The organism is Duncaniella sp. C9 (assembly GCF_004803935.1).
In the GTDB taxonomy this organism is placed as follows: Bacteria; Bacteroidota; Bacteroidia; order Bacteroidales; family Muribaculaceae; genus Duncaniella; species Duncaniella muris.
Genome location: NZ_CP039547.1, coordinates 2037874 through 2060302, shown reverse-complemented (window position 1 = coordinate 2060302; position 22429 = coordinate 2037874). Strand labels below are relative to the sequence as shown.

General features: G+C 48.4%; 21 protein-coding genes. 8 read left to right on the top strand and 13 right to left on the bottom strand.

The window, feature by feature from the left end; all coding sequences use genetic code 11:
• Nucleotides 1-11 precede the first annotated feature (11 nt).
• Nucleotides 12-977: a transposase gene (locus E7745_RS08390; protein ID WP_240740261.1), complete on the bottom strand. Its 966-nt coding sequence runs from the start codon at nt 975-977 to the stop codon at nt 12-14.
• Nucleotides 952-1323, bottom strand: coding sequence for a transposase family protein (locus E7745_RS08385; RefSeq protein ID WP_107037111.1), 372 nt, complete (start codon nt 1321-1323; stop codon nt 952-954). The genes E7745_RS08390 and E7745_RS08385 overlap by 26 nt, the downstream gene beginning before the upstream one ends.
• Before the next feature lie 30 nt (nt 1324-1353).
• On the opposite strand from E7745_RS08385, the gene E7745_RS08380 reads away from it, so the two are divergent.
• The 6 genes from E7745_RS08380 (at nt 1354) to rsgA (ending at nt 7899) form a co-directional block, all read left to right on the top strand.
• Nucleotides 1354-3264, top strand: coding sequence for an outer membrane beta-barrel family protein (locus tag E7745_RS08380; RefSeq protein ID WP_136408633.1), 1911 nt, complete (start codon nt 1354-1356; stop codon nt 3262-3264).
• 351 nt (nt 3265-3615) lie between these two features.
• Nucleotides 3616-3951, top strand: coding sequence for a MerR family transcriptional regulator (locus tag E7745_RS08375; protein ID WP_107032526.1), 336 nt, complete (start codon nt 3616-3618; stop codon nt 3949-3951).
• Nucleotides 3926-5053, top strand: a complete 1128-nt coding sequence (gene mltG / locus E7745_RS08370; protein WP_240740276.1) for an endolytic transglycosylase MltG — start codon at nt 3926-3928, stop codon at nt 5051-5053. The genes E7745_RS08375 and mltG overlap by 26 nt, the downstream gene beginning before the upstream one ends.
• 122 nt (nt 5054-5175) lie before the next feature.
• Nucleotides 5176-6021 carry a helix-turn-helix domain-containing protein gene (locus E7745_RS08365; protein ID WP_107032525.1) on the top strand — a complete coding sequence of 282 codons (846 nt, stop codon included), beginning with the start codon at nt 5176-5178 and terminating at the stop codon, nt 6019-6021.
• Between the two features lie 55 nt (nt 6022-6076).
• Nucleotides 6077-6955 carry a tetratricopeptide repeat protein gene (locus E7745_RS08360; RefSeq protein WP_123397985.1) on the top strand — a complete coding sequence of 293 codons (879 nt, stop codon included), beginning with the start codon at nt 6077-6079 and terminating at the stop codon, nt 6953-6955.
• Nucleotides 6952-7899 carry a ribosome small subunit-dependent GTPase A gene (gene rsgA / locus E7745_RS08355; RefSeq protein WP_123397986.1) on the top strand — a complete coding sequence of 316 codons (948 nt, stop codon included), beginning with the start codon at nt 6952-6954 and terminating at the stop codon, nt 7897-7899. The genes E7745_RS08360 and rsgA overlap by 4 nt, the downstream gene beginning before the upstream one ends.
• 98 nt (nt 7900-7997) lie before the next feature.
• On the opposite strand, the gene E7745_RS08350 is transcribed toward rsgA, so the two are convergent.
• The 11 genes from E7745_RS08350 to E7745_RS08300 all read right to left on the bottom strand — a co-directional run bounded on the left by E7745_RS08350 (nt 7998) and on the right by E7745_RS08300 (nt 19093).
• Nucleotides 7998-8630 carry a YigZ family protein gene (locus tag E7745_RS08350; RefSeq protein ID WP_123397987.1) on the bottom strand — a complete coding sequence of 211 codons (633 nt, stop codon included), beginning with the start codon at nt 8628-8630 and terminating at the stop codon, nt 7998-8000.
• A gap of 57 nt (nt 8631-8687) precedes the next feature.
• On the bottom strand, nt 8688-9740 hold the full coding sequence (gene queA / locus E7745_RS08345; RefSeq protein ID WP_107032521.1) for a tRNA preQ1(34) S-adenosylmethionine ribosyltransferase-isomerase QueA: 1053 nt from the start codon (nt 9738-9740) through the stop codon (nt 8688-8690).
• A gap of 391 nt (nt 9741-10131) precedes the next feature.
• Entirely contained in the window at nt 10132-10857 is a 726-nt protein-coding gene (truB, locus tag E7745_RS08340) for a tRNA pseudouridine(55) synthase TruB (protein WP_107032520.1), read from the bottom strand.
• A gap of 22 nt (nt 10858-10879) precedes the next feature.
• Nucleotides 10880-11698, bottom strand: a complete 819-nt coding sequence (locus E7745_RS08335) for an undecaprenyl-diphosphate phosphatase (RefSeq protein WP_123397988.1) — start codon at nt 11696-11698, stop codon at nt 10880-10882.
• A gap of 32 nt (nt 11699-11730) precedes the next feature.
• On the bottom strand, nt 11731-12018 hold the full coding sequence (locus E7745_RS08330; RefSeq protein ID WP_107032518.1) for a DUF3098 domain-containing protein: 288 nt from the start codon (nt 12016-12018) through the stop codon (nt 11731-11733).
• Nucleotides 12019-12035: 17 nt separating this feature from the next.
• Nucleotides 12036-12914, bottom strand: coding sequence for an ABC transporter permease (locus E7745_RS08325; protein ID WP_123397989.1), 879 nt, complete (start codon nt 12912-12914; stop codon nt 12036-12038).
• A 106-nt stretch (nt 12915-13020) separates the two neighbouring features.
• Nucleotides 13021-14091 carry an RluA family pseudouridine synthase gene (locus E7745_RS08320; RefSeq protein WP_107032516.1) on the bottom strand — a complete coding sequence of 357 codons (1071 nt, stop codon included), beginning with the start codon at nt 14089-14091 and terminating at the stop codon, nt 13021-13023.
• A gap of 2 nt (nt 14092-14093) precedes the next feature.
• Nucleotides 14094-14684, bottom strand: coding sequence for a PASTA domain-containing protein (locus E7745_RS08315; RefSeq protein ID WP_136408632.1), 591 nt, complete (start codon nt 14682-14684; stop codon nt 14094-14096).
• A 46-nt stretch (nt 14685-14730) separates the two neighbouring features.
• On the bottom strand, nt 14731-17118 hold the full coding sequence (gene lon, locus E7745_RS08310) for an endopeptidase La (RefSeq protein WP_160630832.1): 2388 nt from the start codon (nt 17116-17118) through the stop codon (nt 14731-14733).
• Nucleotides 17119-17639: 521 nt separating this feature from the next.
• Nucleotides 17640-18692 (bottom strand): cardiolipin synthase, encoded by a 1053-nt coding sequence (cls, locus tag E7745_RS08305; protein ID WP_240740275.1) that lies wholly within the window; start codon nt 18690-18692, stop codon nt 17640-17642.
• A gap of 35 nt (nt 18693-18727) precedes the next feature.
• The gene (locus tag E7745_RS08300) at nt 18728-19093 is read right to left on the bottom strand and encodes a PLDc N-terminal domain-containing protein (RefSeq protein WP_136408629.1); all 366 of its coding nucleotides are present in this window, start codon (nt 19091-19093) and stop codon (nt 18728-18730) included.
• A gap of 125 nt (nt 19094-19218) precedes the next feature.
• Here E7745_RS08300 and E7745_RS08295 point away from each other — a divergent pair, with 125 nt between their 5' ends.
• Both E7745_RS08295 and E7745_RS08290 read left to right on the top strand, forming a co-directional pair.
• Nucleotides 19219-21174 (top strand): NAD(+) synthase, encoded by a 1956-nt coding sequence (locus E7745_RS08295; RefSeq protein WP_124075803.1) that lies wholly within the window; start codon nt 19219-19221, stop codon nt 21172-21174.
• 47 nt (nt 21175-21221) lie between these two features.
• On the top strand, nt 21222-22385 hold the full coding sequence (locus E7745_RS08290; protein ID WP_136408628.1) for a dicarboxylate/amino acid:cation symporter: 1164 nt from the start codon (nt 21222-21224) through the stop codon (nt 22383-22385).
• Nucleotides 22386-22429: the final 44 nt, after the last annotated feature.

The following is a 22429-nucleotide window of genomic DNA, read 5'->3' as shown; positions in this document are numbered from 1 at the left end:
GTGTTAAATTTTTAGGCGTAGAGTTTGACTAATCGGAAGATGAAGAAGTCGCGGTCCCGGACACCACGCATTTGTGAGCGAAATATTTTGACTTTAGAGTTGAATGCCTCGGCAGAGGCATTGGTCGCACGACGACGGAAATAGTTCAGGATTGTTGGGGCGTGGTTCTTGAATGTTTTGATTACCGAGCGGAAGTTGTTGTTACCCAATGCCATTACCTTTTCATACCACTTGTTCATCCTCCCCATGGCTTTTGTCGGTGAGATTTTAGCGTTGAAAATCTTGCGCAGCTCCATCGCAAGGCTGTATGCAGCCTTCAATATTGGATAGTATTTGAACAGTATGTTGACACGATGGCGCTGTATGTCAGTCCATTTGTTCTGCGACATCATCAGAGTGTGTTTGCTGCGAGCCAGTATCTGGCGCATGGTCTCTCCGTTGGAGTACGTTACCGGCGGTTCGGACTTGTTGCGGTTGTTTTCCTCTGCGATGAGCTGTCGGCGAATGTCAATGCGGATTTCGTCAACGGCCTCATTATAGACCTGTTGGACATGAAAACGGTCGTTGACTACATGGGCGTTATAGAACACTTCTGCGGCTATGAGCATCATTGATGGCGAGAGATCGCAGGTCACTTCCTTGACCCTGCGTCTGATTGATTTCTCCATAGCTCCGATGAGTATGGATATAATTTCGTCACTCTTTGTTCCGGGAATGGCTGCCGCAAGTGTTCCCTTGCCTCCGTGGCCGTCCTTGTTGGTCAGGAACGTCCATACCTCCCCGTTGCTCAGACACGTCTCATCAAGACTCATGTAAGGGCCGATATTATCGGCGTTGAAATAGAACCCACAGCCAAGCTCCTGTTCGCACCAGTCGGCGTAACCGCTTATCTTATTGCGGTACAAGTCGGCAAAATGTTTGCCGTTGACGCAGTACATCTGCGCTATCTGTTTAATCGACAGGGCTGTCGTCTCCACCTTCGTCTTTTAAAAAAGCCACGAACTCGGCGCTGAGTCGTGTTCCTTCCTCGTTGGGAAGTTCGAGATTGTAGCTGAAGATTTCGTTGGTCTGCCTGTCCCACCACTTGTTCTTGCGCATGTGAAGAAATACAGGCCGTCCACGCATCGGATAGTCCTGTATTGTTACATAATCCGTATAGCCTCGCGCTACGATATTTGGATTACGATAGTCTTCATCAGACAGTTTCTTCTTTTCGTCAAGCCATATGTCATAGGACTGTTCCGTGCGCTCGAAGCGCACCATTTCAAATAGTTCGTCCATGCCCTCGGGCAGGCACATCCATATTGCATCTGCGGTTTTCATGCCACAAATTTAACACTTTTCTCAAAATTCATGCACCGTGCTTTCGGCTTGACCCGCAATACTCTTGACGTCCTCGCCCAACTTCCTATGATAAAAGTGCAGGATGATGCCGTCAGTGTCATAGGCAAACACAATCTTGAAATCTATATCAACGGGCGGCAGATGCGCGATGAGCAGGAACTACGGCAGATACTCTCCTCAAATCTGAAAAAAGTAGAACTGCTGATGGCTCCTGGCGCTGCTTACGCAAGCACGACAGACGCAGTACTGAGAATCACCACCAGGCGCAATTTCATCGATGGCCTCTCCGCCACCAACCAGCTTCAGGTTAAGCGAAGGCGCAAATGGTCGGTCATGGATGATCTCGATCTCAGCTACCGGACCGGCAATTTGGAACTGTTTGTCAACGGTTCAGTCAATTATGATAATTCACTTGCTAAAGGCACCACCACAAACACGCTCACATATGAGGGGACAAAAACAGTGGTCGGAAGCAGTCAGAATAATTCCTACCCTACCGAAACCGGAGTTGTCAAAGCCGGTTTCAACTATGCCAAAGACTCCCAATCAGCAGGAGCATATTATCGCTACAACCCTGAGCACGGCGACTTCAGCAATTCCGGAACCGAATGGATTGACAGCAATCCTGCGCTTAGGCGTGACATAGACAAACTCATCCGTGCCCACAGCCACCTCGCATCAGTGTACTATGAGAACACATTTGCAAACAAATACAGAATCCATTTTGACGGAGACTTCCGCCTCTCGGAAGGCAACAGCAGCGTAGCAACGACATATCCTGAATCAGCAGATCCGGATGTCAACTCTACAGATAAGCGCAAATCCTCTCTCTGGGCTGCCAAACTCTACCTGGATTACCCTATCTGGAACGGGAATTTCACCATAGGCACACAGGACAGCTACACTCATACCAAACTTGACTACCACATGCTCAACAGCCTGATAGGAGAATACATTCCATCCTCTCTGACCGACACAAGGCAGACTTCAGCCGCGCTTTTCGCGTCATGGTCACGCATGTTCGGGAAGTTTTCTCTTTCTGCCGGAGCAAGATACGAGTATGTTGACTATGATTTCAGGACCGATAGGAAGCGAGATAAAGACGTAAGCCGCCGCGACCATATGCTTACACCAGACATTTCGCTCGGCTACACATTCAATAATGACGCTCAGATCAGCCTGAGCTATAAAATGTCCACGGTGAAACCTCCATATTCCCGCCTTACAGGATCGTTAAACTATGTCGGGCAACACGAAATAGAGGGTGGCAATCCAAGTCTGCGTGATGAAAGAATGCATGACATCAGGCTTTTCGGGATGTGGAAAGATTTTATACTACAGGGCGATCTGACACGTAGCCTTGACACATTCGCTTACATCAAGGAACTATATCCAGCAAACAGCCTGCAACTGCTCATGCACCCGGTCAACATTGACGTTACCGCACTCAGCTTATACCTTGTATGGAGCAAGCCCGTCGGTTGCTGGACACCGAATGTCACAGCCGGATTGTATCGACAATGGCTGACTCTCGACAATACAAGCCACAATAAGCCTATATTTTCATACTACTTTGACAATACGTTCTCACTGCCTCACGGATGGTCGATAACAGCCAATATGAACGGACAGACAGAGGGAGACATGCACACAAACCGATTCGGTGCGACATGGATGTCAATTGACGCTTCCGTCGTAAAAACATTTCTGAACAGATCTCTGACCGTCAGACTCTCGGCAACTGACATATTCAACACCGCGAACAACGATTGGACAATGAACACCTGTGGTGTCTTTGTCGACAAAAAGCAGAGCTATGACCGCAGAGGCATCGCTCTTAGCCTGATCTACAGATTTCAGCCCCGCAAGAGCACATATAAAGGAGTTCCGGCTTCCGAAGCAGAACTTAAACGCCTGTAGAAACAGCAGGCCATACCGGCAGAGCCTTGTCCCCGGAGAGTATCTGGCAACATTTTCAGACACCCCTCCGCACAAGGCTCCACGGCTCTTTCATTTAACTTTGATGCTACAATGCGCCACTGTTAATCAAGTAGTTATATGTAGCAGTTACGCAATGGCTGTATTAATCTCATTTTGGATAAAAGGGTTAATGACTTTTAACTAACTATCAGTCATGCACTTTGAAAATTCCAAGCATTTTTAAATGAAAGAGCCGTGACAAGGCTCTGCTCTATTCGTAGAAAGTATTGTCAGATTCGGATTTTATGGCTAATTTTGCCTGCAATTTGAGCTAACAGCCTCCGATTGCCAATGGACAGCACGAGCAAAAAATATTATAAAATCAGCGAAGTAGCCGAAATGGTAGGACTGCCAATGTCAACACTGCGTTTCTGGGAGAACATCTTCCCGACAATCAATCCACGCAGAAACGACCGTGGCACACGATTTTATACTCCTCGTGACATCGAAGCGATACGCATGATCAGCTACCTCGTCAAGGACAAAGGCATGAAACTTGAAGCGGCTCAAGAAGAACTCAAACGCAATCGCGACGGCATTACAAAAAAATTCGAGACCGTGCAGCGGCTAAGGCAGGTCCGCGACCGTCTGCAGGAAATGCTTGATTCGCTCCACCATCTTCGCTAAACACGGTTTCAGACAGAATAACTCCTTAAAATTCACAGCCCTGGCAACACAAACTAAACGGAAGAAAAAGAAGAAACAGTCATGGGGACAGAGACACAGCCTCGGACTGCTCATCGGAGCAATCGCTATCTTCGTAGCGGTATGCTCGGCCATAGGATTCGTATTTATCCCCTACTCCGCCAAAGACGGCAAAAGCGAGTGGATCTATATTCCGAAGGGCATCTCAACAAATGCAGTCAAAGACTCGATGAAACATTCGCTGGGATCATCAATGGGTACCCGCGTCTATATAATCTGGAAACTGTTCGGAGGAAATTCTGATGTTTCGCAGGGAGCCTATAAAGTGAGTGGAGGCCAAAGCGCACTGAATATCAGCAAACGCATAGCACGCGGACGCCAGACACCTGTCGATGTCCGGTTCAACGGCACAAGAACCATGAAGCAGCTGTCTGAGCGTATAGCCTCACAGCTTCAATGCACTCCTGATGAATTTCAGCGGGCTTGTGATGAAGTCCTGCCTGACAGCGGTTTTTCACGACCGAACTTCTCGGCCGCATTTATTCCTGACAACTATGAGTTTTACTGGAGCGCCTCTCCGGCCAATGTGGTCAGACGCCTGCTTGACTACCGCAACCGATTTTGGAGCAAAGAGCGCCGGGCCAAAGCCGCAAGCCTTGGACTTACAACCTCTCAGGTAGCGACAATTGCATCTATTGTTGAAGAAGAGACAGCAAAGGCCGATGAAAAGCCGAAAGTGGCGCGTCTGTATCTCAACCGTCTCAAAAAAGGGATAAAACTGCAGGCCGACCCAACAGTCAAGTTTGCAACAGGTGACTTCACCCTGCGCAGAATCACCGGTAAACACCTTGCTATCGAATCGCCATACAACACATATAAAGTCAACGGACTCCCTCCCGGACCTATCAGAATACCGGCAGCTGCAACAATTGACGCGGTGCTGAATGCTCCGAAACACGACTACATATACATGTGTGCGAAAGAAGACTTTTCAGGCTACCACAACTTTGCCTCTGACTATGCAACACACATGGCCAATGCCCGGCGCTATCAGGCCGAACTTAACCGACGTGGAATACGCTGACCGCCAAACTGGACAAAATTTAACCACCCGAAACAACTTTAAACTCAAAAAAGCGAGAAACTGACCACTTTCTATTGAAATAATTCCTACCTTTGCAGCGAAACAAACATCAATTGATTCCGATGATCTCAGCTCTACACGACCGTCCGTATGAAACAATAAGAGTGTTTCGCTCACTTTCTGAAATCAGCAACGTCAAATTTCCCTCACGTCTTGCCCACATGCTTTTAGCCGTGTGCAGACAGGGCGAGATTTCAGCGACCGTTGATGTCGCCCCCAGGTATATGGGGCCTAATTCTCTTATGGTCCTCAAACCCGGCCATATCATCAGCCAATGCAAAGAAAGTCACGACTTCGAAGGCTTTTTCATTGTGGTCCATGAAGACAAGCTGAACGAAATTCTGCCATCGCTCCATTTCGTAGCCCCCTACACTCTCCACTACAACTCCAACCCAATCATCGAGATGACTGCAGAGGAACTTGAAAGCCAGTATCTGATCTATGAGATGCTCCAGAAGCAGATCAGGCTTGAAGGCCGCCCGTTCAACAAACTGACTCTCGGCGCCAGCTGCGAACTCCTGTTCTACAACACCCTCAGCATCTATGCCTCAAGATCGGAAGACCACAGTCACCATTCCAGGCGCGAAGAACTACTGGCCAATTTCATTGACCTGATTGAAACCCACTTCAAATCAGAACGCGCGGTCAATTTCTACGCCGACAAACTTTTTGTAACTCCAAAGCATCTTTCTGCTGTACTTAAAGATATCAGCGGAAAGACCGCAGGAGAATGGATTGATCACCGTGTGATCCTCGAAGCAAAACTCATGCTCCGAAGCACAGGTATGAACATCCAGGAAATAAGTCTGGCGCTGAACTTCTCCAACCAGTCGTTTTTCGGGAAATACTTCAAGCATCTTACCGGCATGTCGCCTCGTGACTACCGCAACAAGCTGTCTGAAAATTGATTTCAAGCCACCATTCACGGTCGGCGCCCTCTCTTTCACCACCATAGTCTCCAAAATGAAAATACTTCTGAATATATTCCGCACAAGTATACTGATATTATCCATACTGACACCTTGTTTCACCGCCACGGCCTCAACGGCCAAACCGGAAGAGGACAGCCCTTACATGCAAAAAGTAGATGAAGCCGACAAGGCCTGCAACGAAGGGAAATGGAAAGAAGCAGCCGAGGCTCTGACAGCAGCTCTGAAGTTAGAGCCCGGCAACCCATCAAACATTCTTCTCATGTCGAATCTCGGAATAATCAGATTCAATATGGGTCAGGACTCTTTGGCTTTGGCCATACTGACTGACGCACATGTGATGGCTCCGGCATCAGTCACCATACTCAGCAACCGCGCCCGCGTTCTCTCTGCACTCGGTATGGAAGAAGAGGCTTACAAGGACTATGATCTGATCCTGCAACTTGACTCGACGGTTATCAGCCCTCGTTTTCATCACTGTCTCCTCGCCTTAAGAGCTCATAAATTCAAGACCGCGAAAGCTGATTTCGAATTCATGGAGCGTAATTTCCCCTCCGAGACCGAGACCAACATAGCCGGTGCCTCTGTACTGAGCGGGACCGGAGAATTTGCAGCAGCCATCCCCTATTACAACAAAGTTCTTGAAGAGCACAAGGATGCCGAATTCTACAGTGGTCGCGGTTATTGCCATATGCTCTGCGGAAATCTACAGGATGCTTCGGATGATATCAACGCAGCATTATCAATGACCCCAGATGATGGTGAACTCTATCTCTACCGTGCAGCGTTAAATAAAATGCGCTATCGCCCCGACGACGCCAAGGCCGATGCACTAAAGGCAATCGAACTCGGCGTGGACAAGAAAAGAGCGGCGCAATTTTTAGACAAACAATCAAACAATAAATCGAAATGACCGGAACTGTAATCAAAAATACCGGAAGCAGCTATCTCGTGCGCACTGAAAGCGGCGAAGACCTTAACTGCAAGATAAAAGGAAATTTCAGGCTGAAAGGAATCCGTACTACCAATCCAGTGGCTGTCGGAGATCACGTGACCGTAAGTCTGCCTGACGGTGACACGGGCTATATCACCGCGATTGCACCCCGGCGCAACTATATAATCCGCAAAGCAAGCAACCTTTCCAAGCAGGCCCACATATTGGCGGCAAATCTTGATCAGGTATGTCTTGTAGTGACACTCTTCCATCCAACAACCTCCACCACATTTATTGACCGTTTTCTGGCTACAGCCGAAGCCTATCGTGTGCCGGCTGTTATAGTCATGAACAAAATAGACCTGCTTGAAGATGATCCTGACGCAATGGAATATCTCAACGCCGCAAGCTATCTGTATGAATCCATCGGCTATACAGTGGTGAAAGTATCGGCCAAAACCGGTGAAGGGCTGGAGACTCTACGTGAAAATCTCAGAGGAAAAACGACATTGTTTTCCGGCAATTCCGGAGTTGGCAAATCCACTCTGATCAACGATCTTATTCCCGGACTGCAACTTGCCACCGCCTCGATCTCATCGACTCATGACACCGGCATGCATACCACTACCTTTTCAGAAATGTTTGATCTGCCGGATATGGACGAGCCGTCTGCAATCATTGACACTCCGGGCGTAAAGGGATTCGGGACCCTCGAATTTGACCGCCATGAGGTAAGCCACTTTTTCCCTGAGATATTCAAAACCGGAGCGGAATGCCGCTACAGCGACTGCACACACACTCACGAACCAGGATGTGCCGTCAGAGAGGCAGTAGACGATCACCGGATATCAGAGTCACGCTACGCATCATACCTGTCGATACTTGAAGATTCCGAAGAAGACAAATACCGCAAAGGCTACTGATCTGCGCCTCTATGACTGTAAGACATGACCTGACACGGGGATCTGCAATGCTACTATGTGGGGTTGTATAAATTTAACATTTATTGTCGAACCGGCTCTTAATTCTCAGAATCCTCAGGGGCAATGACAGATGTGCCGGATATCGCCTCAAGACGGCCGGATAGTTCCGGTAGAAGATCAAGAGGCAAAGACAACATCATGGAGCAGGTGTTATCGAAATCCTGCGAAATTATTTTCACACATTCACGGCCATTGGCAGGATTCTGAGCTTTCACAAGTTTCATGACATCGTTCATGGCCAGATACGGAAAAGTCAGGCTGAGAGTTGTCATATCGCGGCCTTCTATGATTTCGGCCGCTTCGATAGCCAGCCGGGCCGCTTCACGATAAGCTGCAATAAGGCCGGATGTGCCAAGTTTGATCCCTCCGAAGTATCTGACAACGATTATCAGCACATTGGTCAGCCCGAATGAGTTGATCTGGCCGAGTATGGGCTTGCCGGCAGTGCCGGAAGGTTCTCCGTTGTCTGACGAAAGAAACTCCTTCCTGTCTGATCCAAGCATATAGGCCCAGCACACATGGCGCGCATCGTGATACTCATTTGTATACAGCGCCACATACTCTTTAGCCTCCGCAGCCGTGGTGACCGGAATGGCAAAAGAGATGAAGCGGCTCATCTTTTCACGAAAAGCCGCTTCACTTTGATTCGCAATGGTCAGATAATTGGCCATATATTGATTATAGTCAGAGAATATCAGTAAGAGAGAGTATTAATTGATCTCCCAAAGTTATGATACAATGAGCATGGCATCACCATAGACTCCGAACTTGTAACCTTCCTTAACAGCTTTCTTATAAGCGTCCATGACAAGATCATAGCCTCCGAAAGCAGCTACCATCATGAGCATTGTGGAATACGGCAGATGGAAATTCGACACAAGCGCATCTGTAACCGAGAAATCATAAGGCGGGAATATGAACTTGTTGGTCCATCCTGAGTAAGTCTTCATGTGGTCGCCCATGCTGACAGAACTTGCAACCGCACGGAGCACCGAGGTGCCGACCGCACAGACACGATGGCCGCCGTCTTTAGTGGCGTTGACAAGCTTTACAAGTTCTTCATCGGCCTCCATCTCTTCAGAATCCATGCGATGCTTTGTCAGATCCTCGACATCAATGTCACGGTAGTTGCCGAGGCCGCTGTGGATTGTGATAAAGCCCTGGTTCACACCTTTGATTTCAAGACGCTTGAGGAGTTCACGCGAGAAATGGAGCGCGGCACCGGGCACAATCACCGCTCCTTCCTTACGGGCAAAGATGGTCTGATAGCGTTCGGCATCCTCTTCGTCCGGCTCGCGGTTTATGTAGTAAGGCAGAGGTGTGGTGCCGAGTTTATACAGTTCCTTCTTGAATTCTTCATGCGGGCCGTCATAGAGGAAACGGAGTGTACGGCCGCGTGATGTTGTATTGTCAATCACTTCCGCCACCATCGACTCATCGTCACCGAAATAAAGCTTGTTGCCGATGCGGATCTTGCGAGCCGGTTCCACAAGAACGTCCCAAAGTTTATTTTCAGCACTGAGTTCACGCAACAGGAAAACCTCGATACGAGCGCCAGTCTTCTCCTTGTTGCCATAAAGGCGGGCCGGGAATACCATCGTGTCGTTATAGACAAACAGGTCTCCGTCATCGAAATAGTCAATGATATCCTTGAAAATTTTGTGTTCTATTTCTCCGGTACGACGGTTTACAACCATCATTCTTGACTGGTCCCGTTCAGGAGCCGGACGCTGGGCGATAAGCTCTTCCGGAAGGCGGAATTTAAATTGCGATAATTTCATCCTTAAATATCTGATAAACTTTTAGAGGTTGTTTAAAAACAAGAGTTAAAATCTGAGCGAAAGTTTTGAGGTGGATATGGCTCTGAATCGAAGGAGCATAGCGAGCTATGTGACTGAGATGAAGAGCTATAGGCGCCCAAAACTTTCGCAGGCGATGGTATTGTCTTTTTTTCTTTCAGTAATTTCATGTTTGAGAATTTTTTAAGTTACCTGAGCCTTGGTGTCTCTTTTGCTTAATTGTTGAAATTCGTCAGTCACATAGCTCGCTATGCTCCTTCCTCATTTGCATCAATTTATCTAAAAGATACACCACTCAGATTTTAACTCTTGGTTTTAAACATCCTCTTAGAACTGATTTCTGAATAATTAAACGTGAATAATTCCGGAGTGATCAACTTTGAGATTCCTCTCCTTCAGGGAAAGTCACTTCTGCATTTCTGATCATCTCTACAGCAGCATCGACACTAAGACAGCGCTCTATGGTAGCCTCGCCCACTCTTGTGCGGCGCAAGCCGATCAGATGCGCTCCGGAGCCAAGAGCCTCACCGATGTCACGCGCAAGAGCCCGGATATAAGTTCCTTTGCTGCAAACAATTCTGAGCGTCAAGACCATCGAAGCCTGATCAAAGTCTGTGATCTCAATGGTGTCAATGACCAGCACTTTGGGCTTAAGTTCTACATCGTGACCTTTGCGTGCCATCTTATAGGCCCGTTTGCCATCGACCTTACATGCTGAAAATGCGGGTGGGACCTGCTCTATGCGACCTATAAAACGAGGTAAAATCTCCTGTATCGACTCAAGAGTTATATGTTCAGTCGGATATGTGTCATCGACTTCCGTTTCAAGGTCAAAAGAAGGGGTTGTTGCTCCGAGTTGCAGAGTGGCGACATACTCTTTCACTCCAGCCTGCAGCGATTCTATCAGTTTGGTCGCACGACCGGTCACCACAACCATAACTCCCGTAGCAAGGGGGTCAAGCGTTCCGGCATGTCCCACCTTGAATTTTTTTCTATGAATCTTGTGGAGGATAACACCTCGCAGACGCTTTACCACATCAAACGAAGTCCATTCAAGAGGCTTGTCAATATATAAAATTTCTCCGGTTACGAAATCCATACTTAAAAAGGGGAAATTGTATTTACCACACGATGCAGAGCACACCGACTATGAGACAGTAGACTGCAAACCATACCAGTTTGCCTTTCTTGACAATGCTTATCATCCACTTGCAAGCCGCACAGCCGACCACAAACGAAGCGATGAAACCTACAAGCAGCGGCCACATACCGATGGCTTCACCGACACCTTCTCCTGCAATAAGATCCTTAGCGCTAAGCAACGCTTCACCGAGTATAGGGATGATGACCATAAAGAATGAGAACTGTGCTATCTTGTCACGCTTGTCACCAAGAAGCAGACCGGTGGCAATCGTAGTGCCGGAACGGCTCAGTCCCGGCAGGACTGCCACAGCCTGAGCACAACCGATGATCAATGCATCGGTCCATGAAATATCATGACCTCTGATACCCTCTCTCTTCTCCCGATCAGGGTTACGGAAAAAGTAAGCAAATGACAGCAGACATGCGGTCACAAGCAGACAGATTCCGACCACAAGCAAGCCGCCGCCAAAAAATTGTTCCACAAAATCTTTAAACAGCAAGCCGACAACTGCTACAGGAATACAAGACAGAAGGATCTTGCAGACATAGAAAAATTTATCATCTCTCGCTATTGTGAAAAACGACTTGCACAGCGGCACAAATTCGCTCCAAAGGACTACGATGGTACTCAAGACGGTAGCCACATGCAGTGCAATATCAAATTCAAGAGCGTCAGCACCGGCAAGCCTAAGGCCAAGAATCTCGCGGCAGATTTCAAGATGGCCGCTGCTGCTTATAGGGAGATATTCGGCCAAGCCCTGCACTATGCCAAGGATAAGGGCATCAATACAATCCATTTCTTTTAATTCCTTTTAGTTGATTTTCTTATTCACACTTTCCGTTTAGGGCTATACATTATAGCAAATCCCATAAAGATAAAACCGAGAAATGCTATAGTCGGGCCTACAACCACGCGGCGGACTGAAAAAATATCAGCATTAAAGGCATCCCAATCGGTAGCCCCACCAGCCATGAGGCAGAAACCAAGCACGATCATAACTCCGGCAATAGCCATGAGTATGAAATTCATTTTCAAAAAAGGAAGCTGACTGCGGCTCTCAGGATCGAGCTGAGAACCTTGGGGAGCAGATGGCTTTGTTGTCTGTTTGTATGCCATTATATTAATATATGTAGTTATTTAAACATTTCATCATATGACAGGCGCAAGTATATATTGGTCGCAAACAATGCCGCAATCAGGCAGATCAACACTCCGGTCACAAGCAAAGCGCCCACAACCGGGAGCACCGTCCGGAGAGTGAACATCTCCGCTACCGGAAGGTCAAGCGAACGGCAGTAAAGCACAACCAGAGCCAAGGCAATGGAAGCTATAAGTCCCGCCACAAGTCCATTGACAATATTATCGACAAGGAACGGACGGCGTATAAAACAGCCTGTCGCACCGACAAGTTTCATTGTATAGATTGTAAAACGCCGTGCATAGACCGAAAGTCTGACAGTGTTGAAAATCAGCACGAATGACACGATCAAAAGGGCTACGGCAACAATAAGAAGCCCCAGCCCGACGCTGCGAAGGGTGGCGTTCACCTTATCCACAAGTTCTGTATGGACTTTGACTTCGCTGACTTGCGGCATGAGCATCATAGGAGCGATCATCCGGTCAAGACTGTCAGACGATGCGTATTCCGAAGTAACATGCACTTCAAGTTCGCCTACAAAAGGATTTATCCCTGAAAGCTTTACAATATCCTCGTCCTCTCCGACCATCGACTGCCAGCGTTCAAGAACAACATCCGGAGAAGAATAAACCGTAGATGACACCCCCGATGCCTTATCAAACATTTTTTTGACAGCATCTATATCAGAAGCTGTCACATCTTCGTTGAACAAAACAACAAACCCCATATTCTCACGTATATTGTCGGTGACAACACGTGTGGCAATCCCGATCAGGGCTGCCATTCCAAGGATGAAAAGAACCAAAGCAACCGAGACTGTCGCCGTGGCACGGGTAGTAAACAAGGGTATTATGTGATGACGCCTTCTTGCCATAATAGATAATAGAACACAAAAATACAATCTTATTAAGCCCTTGTCAAGTAATTTAACCTAATTTTAACACATCAGATCAATATCGGGCTTCATTCAATGCCACTCTCTATCGCTGTGAGGCGTAAGAGCGCCATTTCTCAATCAGAGCCTGCATGTCAGCCGGAATCGGAGCGCTGAAAAACATTTCTTCTCCGGTCACCGGATGGACAAAGCCCAAAGTCCTGGCATGGAGTGCCTGACGAGGGCACAATTCAAAGCAGTTGGCTACAAATTTCTGATATGATCCGCTTCGTTCGCCACGCAGCACCACATCGCCGCCATAGCGGGCATCAGAAAACAGCGGATGGCCGATATGGCGCATATGGACTCTGATCTGATGGGTGCGTCCGGTTTCAAGCACACATTTCACCAACGCCACATGTCCGAAATCTTCAAGCACCTCATAGTGAGTGACAGCATGCTTTCCTGTCGGATCGTCGGGCGGAAGCACTGTCATCTGCAGGCGATCTTTCGGATTCCGGCCTATATTGCCTTCGATGCGCCCGCTTAACGGCGATGGAACTCCCCACACCAAGGCATTGTATTCACGTTTTGTGGTCTTATTAAAGAATTGACGGCCAAGATGGGTTTTGGCATCAGGCGTCTTGGCTACGACAAGAAGGCCGGAGGTATCTTTGTCAATTCTATGTACAAGCCCAAGCCGCGGATCACTCACATCGTAATCCGGATTGTCCCTGAAATGCCATGCCAGAGCGTTGACCAAAGTCCCGGAATAGTTTCCGTGACCGGGATGCACCACAAGTCCGGCAGGCTTATTGACCACAAGGAGCTGATCGTCCTCATAAACGATCTCAAGCGGAATATCCTCTGCAATAATCTCAAGTTCATATCGCGGACGGTCCATCACAATCTGGATGACATCCAGCGGTTTGACCCGGTAGTTTGACTTGACAGCCTTGCCGTTGACCAGAATGCAACCTGCGTCAGCAGCCTGCTGGATACGGTTGCGCGATGACTTTTCAAGCTTTGTGACAAGATATTTGTCCACACGCAGCAGTTGCTGCCCCTTGTCGACAATGAAACGGAAATGCTCATAGAGCTCGCCTTCGCCACCCGAAGCAGAAATCTCGCAGTCAAGAGCTCCGCCAAGTTCTTCATCAAAATCTTCGACTGTCATGATCAGAACAGATTCAGTTGTTCGCCGGCCGATTCGACCGAATCTTCGCCGACCGTATCAATGAGTTCCTCGGCTTTGCCCTCGCCAACTTCAAGTTCGATTGTAGCATTGACCGGAACACGTGCACCGGGTGAAAGCCGTGTGCCTTTATAACGGACAGTCAACACAAGATCTTTAAAGTCGCTCGGAACCCGTTTTTCAACCACCTTCTTTATCTCCAGACCTTCAAGAATTGATTTGGCCTGGCGCAAGGATATGTCGGTAAGAGTAGGCAACGAAACCATTTTTGGGGAAAATGCGTTGATTGTCAAATATATTTCTCGTCCTTCCTTAACGATGGTTCCAACCTTGGGATTCTGATCAATCACTGTGCCCGGACGAGTAGACTTGTCATAGACGGAGTCGCTCAACACGGCGACCAATCCATGCTGATCAAGCCTGGCGGCAGCTTCGCCATAAGAAAGAGTCTTGACCGGAGGCACTGTTATTGTATCGTCATGGCGTGTCCAGACGTCGAGCCAAAGCATGGCCAGCCATCCGATAGCCACAGCCACTATTATCATGATCCCGATATGGAGAAAAACTTTCTTCATGTCTTTTAAAATGTATAGTTGAGTGATCGAGAGGATTCTTTACGACTCAGTCGCCAAACGCCACCGCAAATACTTCGTCAATTGTCCTGACATAATGAAATGTCAGTCCTGCGATATAGATAGGCTTGATGTCTTCGATATTTTTCCGGTTATCGGCACAGAGTATTATGTCAGTGATTCCAGCCCGCTTCGCCGCAAGCATCTTTTCTTTGATTCCGCCGACCGGCAACACTTTGCCACGCAGGGTGATCTCGCCGGTCATTGCAAGACGTGGTTTCACAGGGCGCCCGGTCAAAGCAGAAAGGATAGACACACACATGGTGATACCGGCCGAAGGGCCGTCCTTCGGGATGGCTCCTTCAGGCACATGAATGTGCAGCTGGCGGTTCTCGAAACTGTCAGGATCAATGCCATTTGCCGCAGATCGCGCCTTTACCACCTGAGTGGCTATGACTGCCGACTCTTTCATCACATCGCCGAGATTTCCGGTGATGGTCAGCTTCTCACCTTTCCCTTGGGTGACAGATGTCTCAATAAAAAGAATCTCACCTCCTACCGCAGTCCATGCCAGTCCGGTGGCAACACCTGGGGTATCCGACACTTCATAACGTTCAGGCGTGTAAGCCTCTACTCCGAGGTAGTCTACCAGATCACCGGCTTCAACGGTGAGTTTATAGTCCTTACCGCGCATTTTGTTAAGCACGATCTTTCTGATCACTTTGGCAAGTTCCTTTTCAAGCATGCGCACACCGCTTTCTCCGGTGTAGCTTTCTATAATTTTCGAAAGAGCATCGGTTGTAAACGCGATTTCGTCTTTCCCGAATCCATTTTCTTCGGAAATACGCGGAATCAGATGCTTGCGCGCGATTTCTATCTTTTCTTCAGGAAGATAACCTGAGATATCGATAACCTCCATTCGGTCGAGCAATGGGCGGGGAATAGTAGAAAGAGTATTGGCTGTGGCGATAAAGAGCACATGTGACAAATCATAGTCCACATCAACATAGTTGTCATGGAAATGACTGTTCTGTTCAGGGTCAAGCACTTCAAGCAGAGCCGATGACGGATCGCCCTTGAAGTCACTGCCGGTTTTGTCTATTTCATCAAGGAGAAGCACCGGATTTGACGAACCGGCTCTCTTGACAGCATCAATTATACGGCCTGGCATCGCTCCGATATATGTGCGACGGTGTCCGCGGATCTCCGCTTCGTCATGCAGGCCGCCGAGTGAAACTCGCTGATAGTTACGTCCAAGCGCTTTGGCTATAGACTGTCCCAAAGAGGTCTTTCCGACTCCAGGCGCACCGACAAGACAAATGATTGGCGAACGGCCTTCAGGAGTGTTCATCATCACCGCAAGCTGTTCAAGGATTCTCTCCTTGACTTTTTCCAGACCGTAATGGTCTTCATCAAGAACTCTTTCGGCAGAAGCAAAATCAGCGTTCAGAGGGGTCGATTTTCCCCAAGGAAGATCTGTCAGCAATTGCAGATAGGAATACTGCACACTATAATCGGGGCTCTGGGGGTTCAGACGTCTGAGCTTTTCGAGTTCTTTTGCGAATGTGCGGCGCACGGGCTGGGGAAAGTCGATATCCTTGGCCTTCGCTTCAAGTGTGGCACAGTCATCATCATCGCCATACAGCTCCTCGCGCAAAACCTCAAACTGATGCTGGAGGAATGCGTTGCGCTGCTGCTCGTCAATGTTACGCCGAGCTTTGCGGTGGACTTCCGCTCGGATCTCGGCCATCTCCTCGCTATGAGCAAGATGGCTGAGAAGAAGCTGTCCGCGATCTTTCAGACGGTTCTTTTTCAGCAATTCGATCTTGACCTCCGGAGTAAAAGGCGAGTGGGTACAGATCATATTGATCAGCAACTGGGGACCTGGGATATTTTCTATATTGAAGGCCAGATCGCTCATCTTTTCATTTCCGCTCTGGAGTATATTGAGAGTGGTCTGCCGGATGTCATCGACGATAGCCACAAACTCTTTGTCGGATGACCGCGACACACTGTCATGAACTGGTTTGACCTGGGCAGACAGAACACCGGGGATATGGCTTCCGGCAGAAAGACCTTCTATCTTGATTTTTTCGCGGGCTGCTATTATGGCCGTATGTGTGCCGTCAGGCAAATCAAATGTTTTCAGGACGTCGGCCACTACGCCATATTCATACAGATCATCAAGTACAGGAGTTTCAACTGATGCTACTTTCTGACAGAATATTCCAACCGGAATGCTGTGTTCAGCAGCAGCCGATGCTGTCCGGACAGAGGCTTCACGCCCCAATGTAATCGGGAAAGTAACACCCGGGAACAGAACGAGGTCCCGCATGGCTATGATCGGGAGATCTGAGAAATCTGGCTTAGGCCGCTCGGAGGGGACTCCTATATCTATCTGTCCTACTGAAACTATCTTTGTTGTATCTTCTTTCATACTCTTATCCATGATTAGCCGGTTTTGCAACGTCAGTAAGCACAATGCAAAACAAGGCCTCAAAGTTACAAAAAAATCCACAATTACCTCCTATATATTGTGCAGTATTTCCAAAATTACACTTTAACACATTTTAACCGAATTACATTTTATTACTTTCTCCCCGCTCCCAAAAACAGATTTCAGACATCTGCAAGCACTCCTTTTATAAATTCAAACTTTGAAGCACGATTCCGGATAATTCCGCACCTCGGCGCCACGCAATAGCGCAAATTAATATTAGGAATTAACAAAATAATACTATAACTTTGCAACAACATCACGGGAGCAATGCTCAAAAACATTCTTAAAACAATTTTGAATCCGTGGCGTTACCCCAAAAACTCTACTTCTTATAATAGAGACATTTGCATTATTAGACATTTATAAATCCACTGACGTTAAGTACTATGTGTAAGCAGCGAAGGATGACCGTGAGGCCAGCCTTCGTTTTTTTATATATACCCCGATCCGGAATTCAATCAAAGTATCGGACTAAGCAATCTGCAGAGCGATTCAAGCGCACGAGTGGCACGACTGCGACGATTCCAGTCAGCAAGTTTAAGACGCTTGCATTCAGAAGCGTCCGCTTCAAATCCGCGAGTCAACGCTTCATTTGCCTCAGCAGAATAAAGAAGCACGTTTTCTTCAAAATTATGCTCCATGCTTCTGAAATCAAAATTAGTAGAGCCTAATGTGGAGAAATCGTCATCCACAATCATAACTTTCGAATGAAGCATACCAGCCTCATAGAGATATATTTTCACTCCTGCAAGCAAGCATTCTTCTATATAGCTGTGAGACGCGTATGTCAGAATTTTCGAGTCAGCTGACATCGGCATCATCACCCTCACATCCACTCCGGCCAAAGACACCGACTCCAGGGCCTTCAGAAGCCCGTCGCTCGGCAGGAAATACGGTGTTTGAAGCCATATTCTGCGCCGGGCAGTGGATATGGCCTTATAGAACAGCAACGTCATATTGCCCCAACGATCATTCGGACCGGAAGCAAGCATCTGCAACGTGACTCCCCGCATGCAGTCTTTGACTCCGTCAGGTATTCCCGACACCGGATCACACAGCAATGGCTGGCCCATAAACTTCCAATCGACAGCAAAATTATACTGCAAAGCCGCCACACCCGGCCCAGATATCCTTGCCGCAGTATCACGCCATTTTCCCCGGCCGGTCCCTCTGACATAACGGTCAGCCACATTCATGCCCCCGATATAACCGACATTACCGTCAATCACAACAACCTTACGGTGATTGCGCCAGTTCACTCTGTTGACATGACTCGGAAACGACAGGCGAAAAAACGAATGAACCTCCACCCCGTTCTCCTTCATGCGACGGAAGAAATCCAGTCGCCTCGCATCAAAAGAACCGATGTAGTCATAGATGACACGGACCTTGACTCCGGCCTGAGCCCGTTCGACAAGAATGTCGCGCAACCGACGGCCGAGCGAATCGTTAGCTATGATATAAAACTGAAGATTTATATAAGACCTTGCATGACGGAGGTCATCAAACAATTCTTCAAAATGACGTTCTCCGTTATTGAAAATTTTTATCTGATTTCCAGTGTAAAGGTTAGCCCCCCTATATTATATGCCAGACGTATACGCTGGCGGTTTTCCGCTGAAAGCCCCTTGTCAAGCTTCGGCAGCGGCAATGTATTTTCCAGTTTGAGCAAACGCCTGCGGTTACGCCGCGAGATCATACGCACATTACGTATGCTGCGTCCGAATATGAAATACAGAATAATCCCTCCTACCGGAAACAGCAGCAACGCCATGATCCACCCCAATGCCTTGAGCGGATTACGGTTCTCGCTTATGACAATCCCGATAACACACAGGATCAACACCCCGTAGGCCATCATCAGGCTCCACCGGATGCTCTCCCAGTCTAAAGTGATATAGTCAAACTGCATAATATACCAATGTCAGCAAGCACAAAGTTAAACCTATTTTTAAAATTTATCAACTTATACTATAAAAATAGCGGATTTATTTCTAATTTCGTGCTCCAAATCACGTATTTTACATATATCATCCCATGCACAACGGTTTTATTCGCATAGCAGCCGCAGCCCCGACCGTAAAGGTGGCCGATGTAGGGTTCAATCTCGACGGCATAAAGTCAAAACTGATGGAACTTGAATCAAGTCGGGTCGAACTGGCCGTATTCCCGGAAATGAGCCTTACGGCTTACACCTGCGGGGATCTCTTCCACAATGCCACACTTCTTGATGCGGCCGCAAAGGCCCTTATCGACCTTCGAGACTATTCAAAGAACCTTAACGTGCATTTTGCAGTCGGATTGCCGGTGCGTCATGCCGGCGCGCTCTACAACTGCGCAGCCTTTATACGCAACGGCAAAGTTGACCTTGTCTCAAAATCCTACATTCCGAATTACAACGAGTTTTACGAACGGCGCTGGTGGCGCCCGCTGCCACCCGGCTCATGCGAGACTGTGGAAATCTGCGGCGAAACTTTCGAAATGTCCTCAGGCCGCATCTTCCGCTCCCACGGAACTTTGGTCGGAATAGAAATTTGCGAAGATCTCTGGGTGCCGATTCCACCTTCATGCCGACTCGCAATGGCCGGTGCACAGATCATTCTGAATCTGTCTGCATCCGACGACCTTATCGGCAAATATAAATATCTCACATCCCTGCTACAACAGCAGTCTGCCCGCTGCCTCTGCGCCTATGCATACGCCGGAGCCGGATGGGGAGAATCATCCACCGACCTTACTTTTGACGGAAAAGCTATTATCTGCGAAAACGGCGCAACACTCCAAGCTAACCGACGCTGGGATCCGTCAGACAACACATCGATTGCCGACATCGATATTCAGGCGCTTGAACGAGACCGCATACACATGACCACATTTGCGGATTGCGCCTCAACTGAGTGCAAGGGAATTACAATCGAAAACTCAAGCTCTGATTCAAGTATCTGCATCACTTGCCAAAACTCCGGATCGGACACCCTGGCTCAGACATTACTCCGCAACATAGATCCTCACCCCTTTGTCCCCGCAGGCTCTGAAGCGATCCACGAACGCTGCGAAGAAATCATAAACATCCAGGTTGCCGCTCTGGCCAAAAGGCTTGACGCAATCTGTTGCCACACTCTGACCGTAGGCATCTCCGGCGGTCTCGATTCCACGCTCGCACTCCTGATCGCCGTCAGAACATTTGACCGCCTGGGCCTTGACCGCAAAGGAATAATCGGCGTCACGATGCCCGGCTTTGGGACAACAGACAGAACTCATTCAAACGCAGTAGAACTGATGAGCCATCTGGGCGTGACATCACGAGAAATAAGCATCGGCGCCGCAGTAAAGCAACACTTTAAAGACATTGGGCACAACCCGGAAAATCACGATGTTACATATGAGAATTCACAGGCTCGCCAACGCACAATGCTTCTGATGGACATTGCCAATCAGACCGGAGGCATAGTGCTTGGCACAGGCGACCTTTCGGAACTTGCCTTGGGCTGGGCAACCTACAACGGAGACCACATGTCTATGTACGGAGTAAACGCAGGAGTCCCCAAAACTCTGGTCAAATACCTTGTCAACTATTTTGCATCTGAAGCCCCGGAAAAATCCGAAGTCCGCAGATGCCTGCTCGACATCATAGACACACCCATCAGCCCCGAACTTATTCCAGCCGACAGCGACGGCAACATCCGACAGAAGACAGAAGACCTCGTAGGCCCCTATGAACTTCACGACTTCTTCCTTTACTATATGTTGCGCTACGGCTTTACCACTGAAAGAATCTACCTCCTTGCCCGCAACGCCTTTACAGCAGACGAATACTCCGACGAAACCATAACTCACTGGCTTTCGGTGTTTATGCGCAGATTCTTCAACCAGCAATTCAAGCGCTCATGCCTACCCGACGGGCCTAAAGTCGGCTCTGTCTGCCTGTCGCCACGCGGAGACTGGCGCATGCCATCCGATGCGTCATCCACACTTTGGCGCCAGAACCGCTGATACAATGCCGATCATTCATCACAACAACCTCTTAAATCTGCAATTTCATGAAATTAAGCCTCCTTCCACGCATCCTCATTGCCATTGTGATCGGCACACTGCTTGGTCTGATAGCTCCTGCATGGTGCGGCAGAATCATGGCTACTTTCAATGCCATTTTCTCCCAGTTCCTCGGCTTCATGATTCCGATGATCATAGTCGGTTTTGTAGCGCCGGCCATAGCCGATATCGGAGGCCGCGCCGGCAAACTGCTTGTTGTAACCGCAGCCATCGCATACATAGCCACCTTCATGGCCGGAATCCTCTCCTACTTCACCGGCACATTGACCTTCCCGTCTCTGATTGGAGGCGAAGAGAGTATCGCTATAAGCGAAAACGCCTCGCAGCTGCTGCCGTATTTCACAATTGAAATGCCCCCTCTTATGACAGTAATGACCGCTCTTGTCCTTGCATTCATGCTCGGCCTCGGCATGGCGTTTCTCAACGGGAAGTCCCTTAAAAATGGTTTTTCAGAATTCCGCGACATTGTTTCCAAGACCATCGACGCAGCCATTCTGCCGCTTCTGCCCATCTACATCTTCGGCATTTTCCTCAACATGACCATTGAAGGACAGGTCGGAATGATCCTCAAATGCTTCATGAAGATCATAGTCATAATATTCATTCTCCATGTCTTCATTCTGGTTCTCCAGTATTGCATAGCCGCCCCGTTTGCCCGCAAAAACCCGTTACGGATGCTGCGAACCATGCTCCCTGCCTATTTTACAGCCCTCGGCACACAATCTTCAGCCGCCACAATACCTGTGACGCTCCGCCAGGCAATAAAAATGGGCGTCCGCGAGGACATCGCAGGCTTTGTCATCCCACTATGCGCCACAATCCACATGAGTGGCAGCACCCTGAAAATTGTAGCCTGCGCCTTGGCTTTGATGATCATGCACAATCAGCCACATGACCTTGGCCTGTTCTGCCACTTCATCGGCATGCTCGGCATCACAATCATAGCAGCTCCGGGAATTCCAGGCGGCGCCATAATGGCATCCATTGGGCTGCTGCAGTCGATACTCGGCTTCGACGAACAGATGGTAGCCCTCATGATAGCCCTTTACATAGCAATGGACAGCTTCGGCACAGCCTGCAACGTAACCGGCGACGGCGCGATAGCAGCCATCATCAACCGCATCTTTCCTCCGGAGACGAGCAAACAATAACAGAAATTTGTAAAAGGCTGAATGTAACTTTTCCGAATTTCTCG

Excerpts from the sequence above, each read along its gene's own strand:
- E7745_RS08385 (WP_107037111.1), bottom strand. The coding sequence starts at position 1,323 with ATGAAAACCGCAGATGCAATATGGATGTGCCTGCCCGAGGGCATGGAC.
- E7745_RS08380 (WP_136408633.1), top strand. The coding sequence starts at position 1,354 with ATGCACCGTGCTTTCGGCTTGACCCGCAATACTCTTGACGTCCTCGCC.
- E7745_RS08375 (WP_107032526.1), top strand. The coding sequence starts at position 3,616 with ATGGACAGCACGAGCAAAAAATATTATAAAATCAGCGAAGTAGCCGAA.
- E7745_RS08365 (WP_107032525.1), top strand. The coding sequence starts at position 5,176 with ATGATCTCAGCTCTACACGACCGTCCGTATGAAACAATAAGAGTGTTT.
- E7745_RS08360 (WP_123397985.1), top strand. The coding sequence starts at position 6,077 with ATGAAAATACTTCTGAATATATTCCGCACAAGTATACTGATATTATCC.
- rsgA (WP_123397986.1), top strand. The coding sequence starts at position 6,952 with ATGACCGGAACTGTAATCAAAAATACCGGAAGCAGCTATCTCGTGCGC.
- E7745_RS08350 (WP_123397987.1), bottom strand. The coding sequence starts at position 8,630 with ATGGCCAATTATCTGACCATTGCGAATCAAAGTGAAGCGGCTTTTCGT.
- queA (WP_107032521.1), bottom strand. The coding sequence starts at position 9,740 with ATGAAATTATCGCAATTTAAATTCCGCCTTCCGGAAGAGCTTATCGCC.
- truB (WP_107032520.1), bottom strand. The coding sequence starts at position 10,857 with ATGGATTTCGTAACCGGAGAAATTTTATATATTGACAAGCCTCTTGAA.
- E7745_RS08335 (WP_123397988.1), bottom strand. The coding sequence starts at position 11,698 with ATGGATTGTATTGATGCCCTTATCCTTGGCATAGTGCAGGGCTTGGCC.
- E7745_RS08330 (WP_107032518.1), bottom strand. The coding sequence starts at position 12,018 with ATGGCATACAAACAGACAACAAAGCCATCTGCTCCCCAAGGTTCTCAG.
- E7745_RS08325 (WP_123397989.1), bottom strand. The coding sequence starts at position 12,914 with ATGGCAAGAAGGCGTCATCACATAATACCCTTGTTTACTACCCGTGCC.
- E7745_RS08320 (WP_107032516.1), bottom strand. The coding sequence starts at position 14,091 with ATGACAGTCGAAGATTTTGATGAAGAACTTGGCGGAGCTCTTGACTGC.
- E7745_RS08315 (WP_136408632.1), bottom strand. The coding sequence starts at position 14,684 with ATGAAGAAAGTTTTTCTCCATATCGGGATCATGATAATAGTGGCTGTG.
- lon (WP_160630832.1), bottom strand. The coding sequence starts at position 17,118 with ATGAAAGAAGATACAACAAAGATAGTTTCAGTAGGACAGATAGATATA.
- E7745_RS08300 (WP_136408629.1), bottom strand. The coding sequence starts at position 19,093 with ATGCAGTTTGACTATATCACTTTAGACTGGGAGAGCATCCGGTGGAGC.
- E7745_RS08295 (WP_124075803.1), top strand. The coding sequence starts at position 19,219 with ATGCACAACGGTTTTATTCGCATAGCAGCCGCAGCCCCGACCGTAAAG.
- E7745_RS08290 (WP_136408628.1), top strand. The coding sequence starts at position 21,222 with ATGAAATTAAGCCTCCTTCCACGCATCCTCATTGCCATTGTGATCGGC.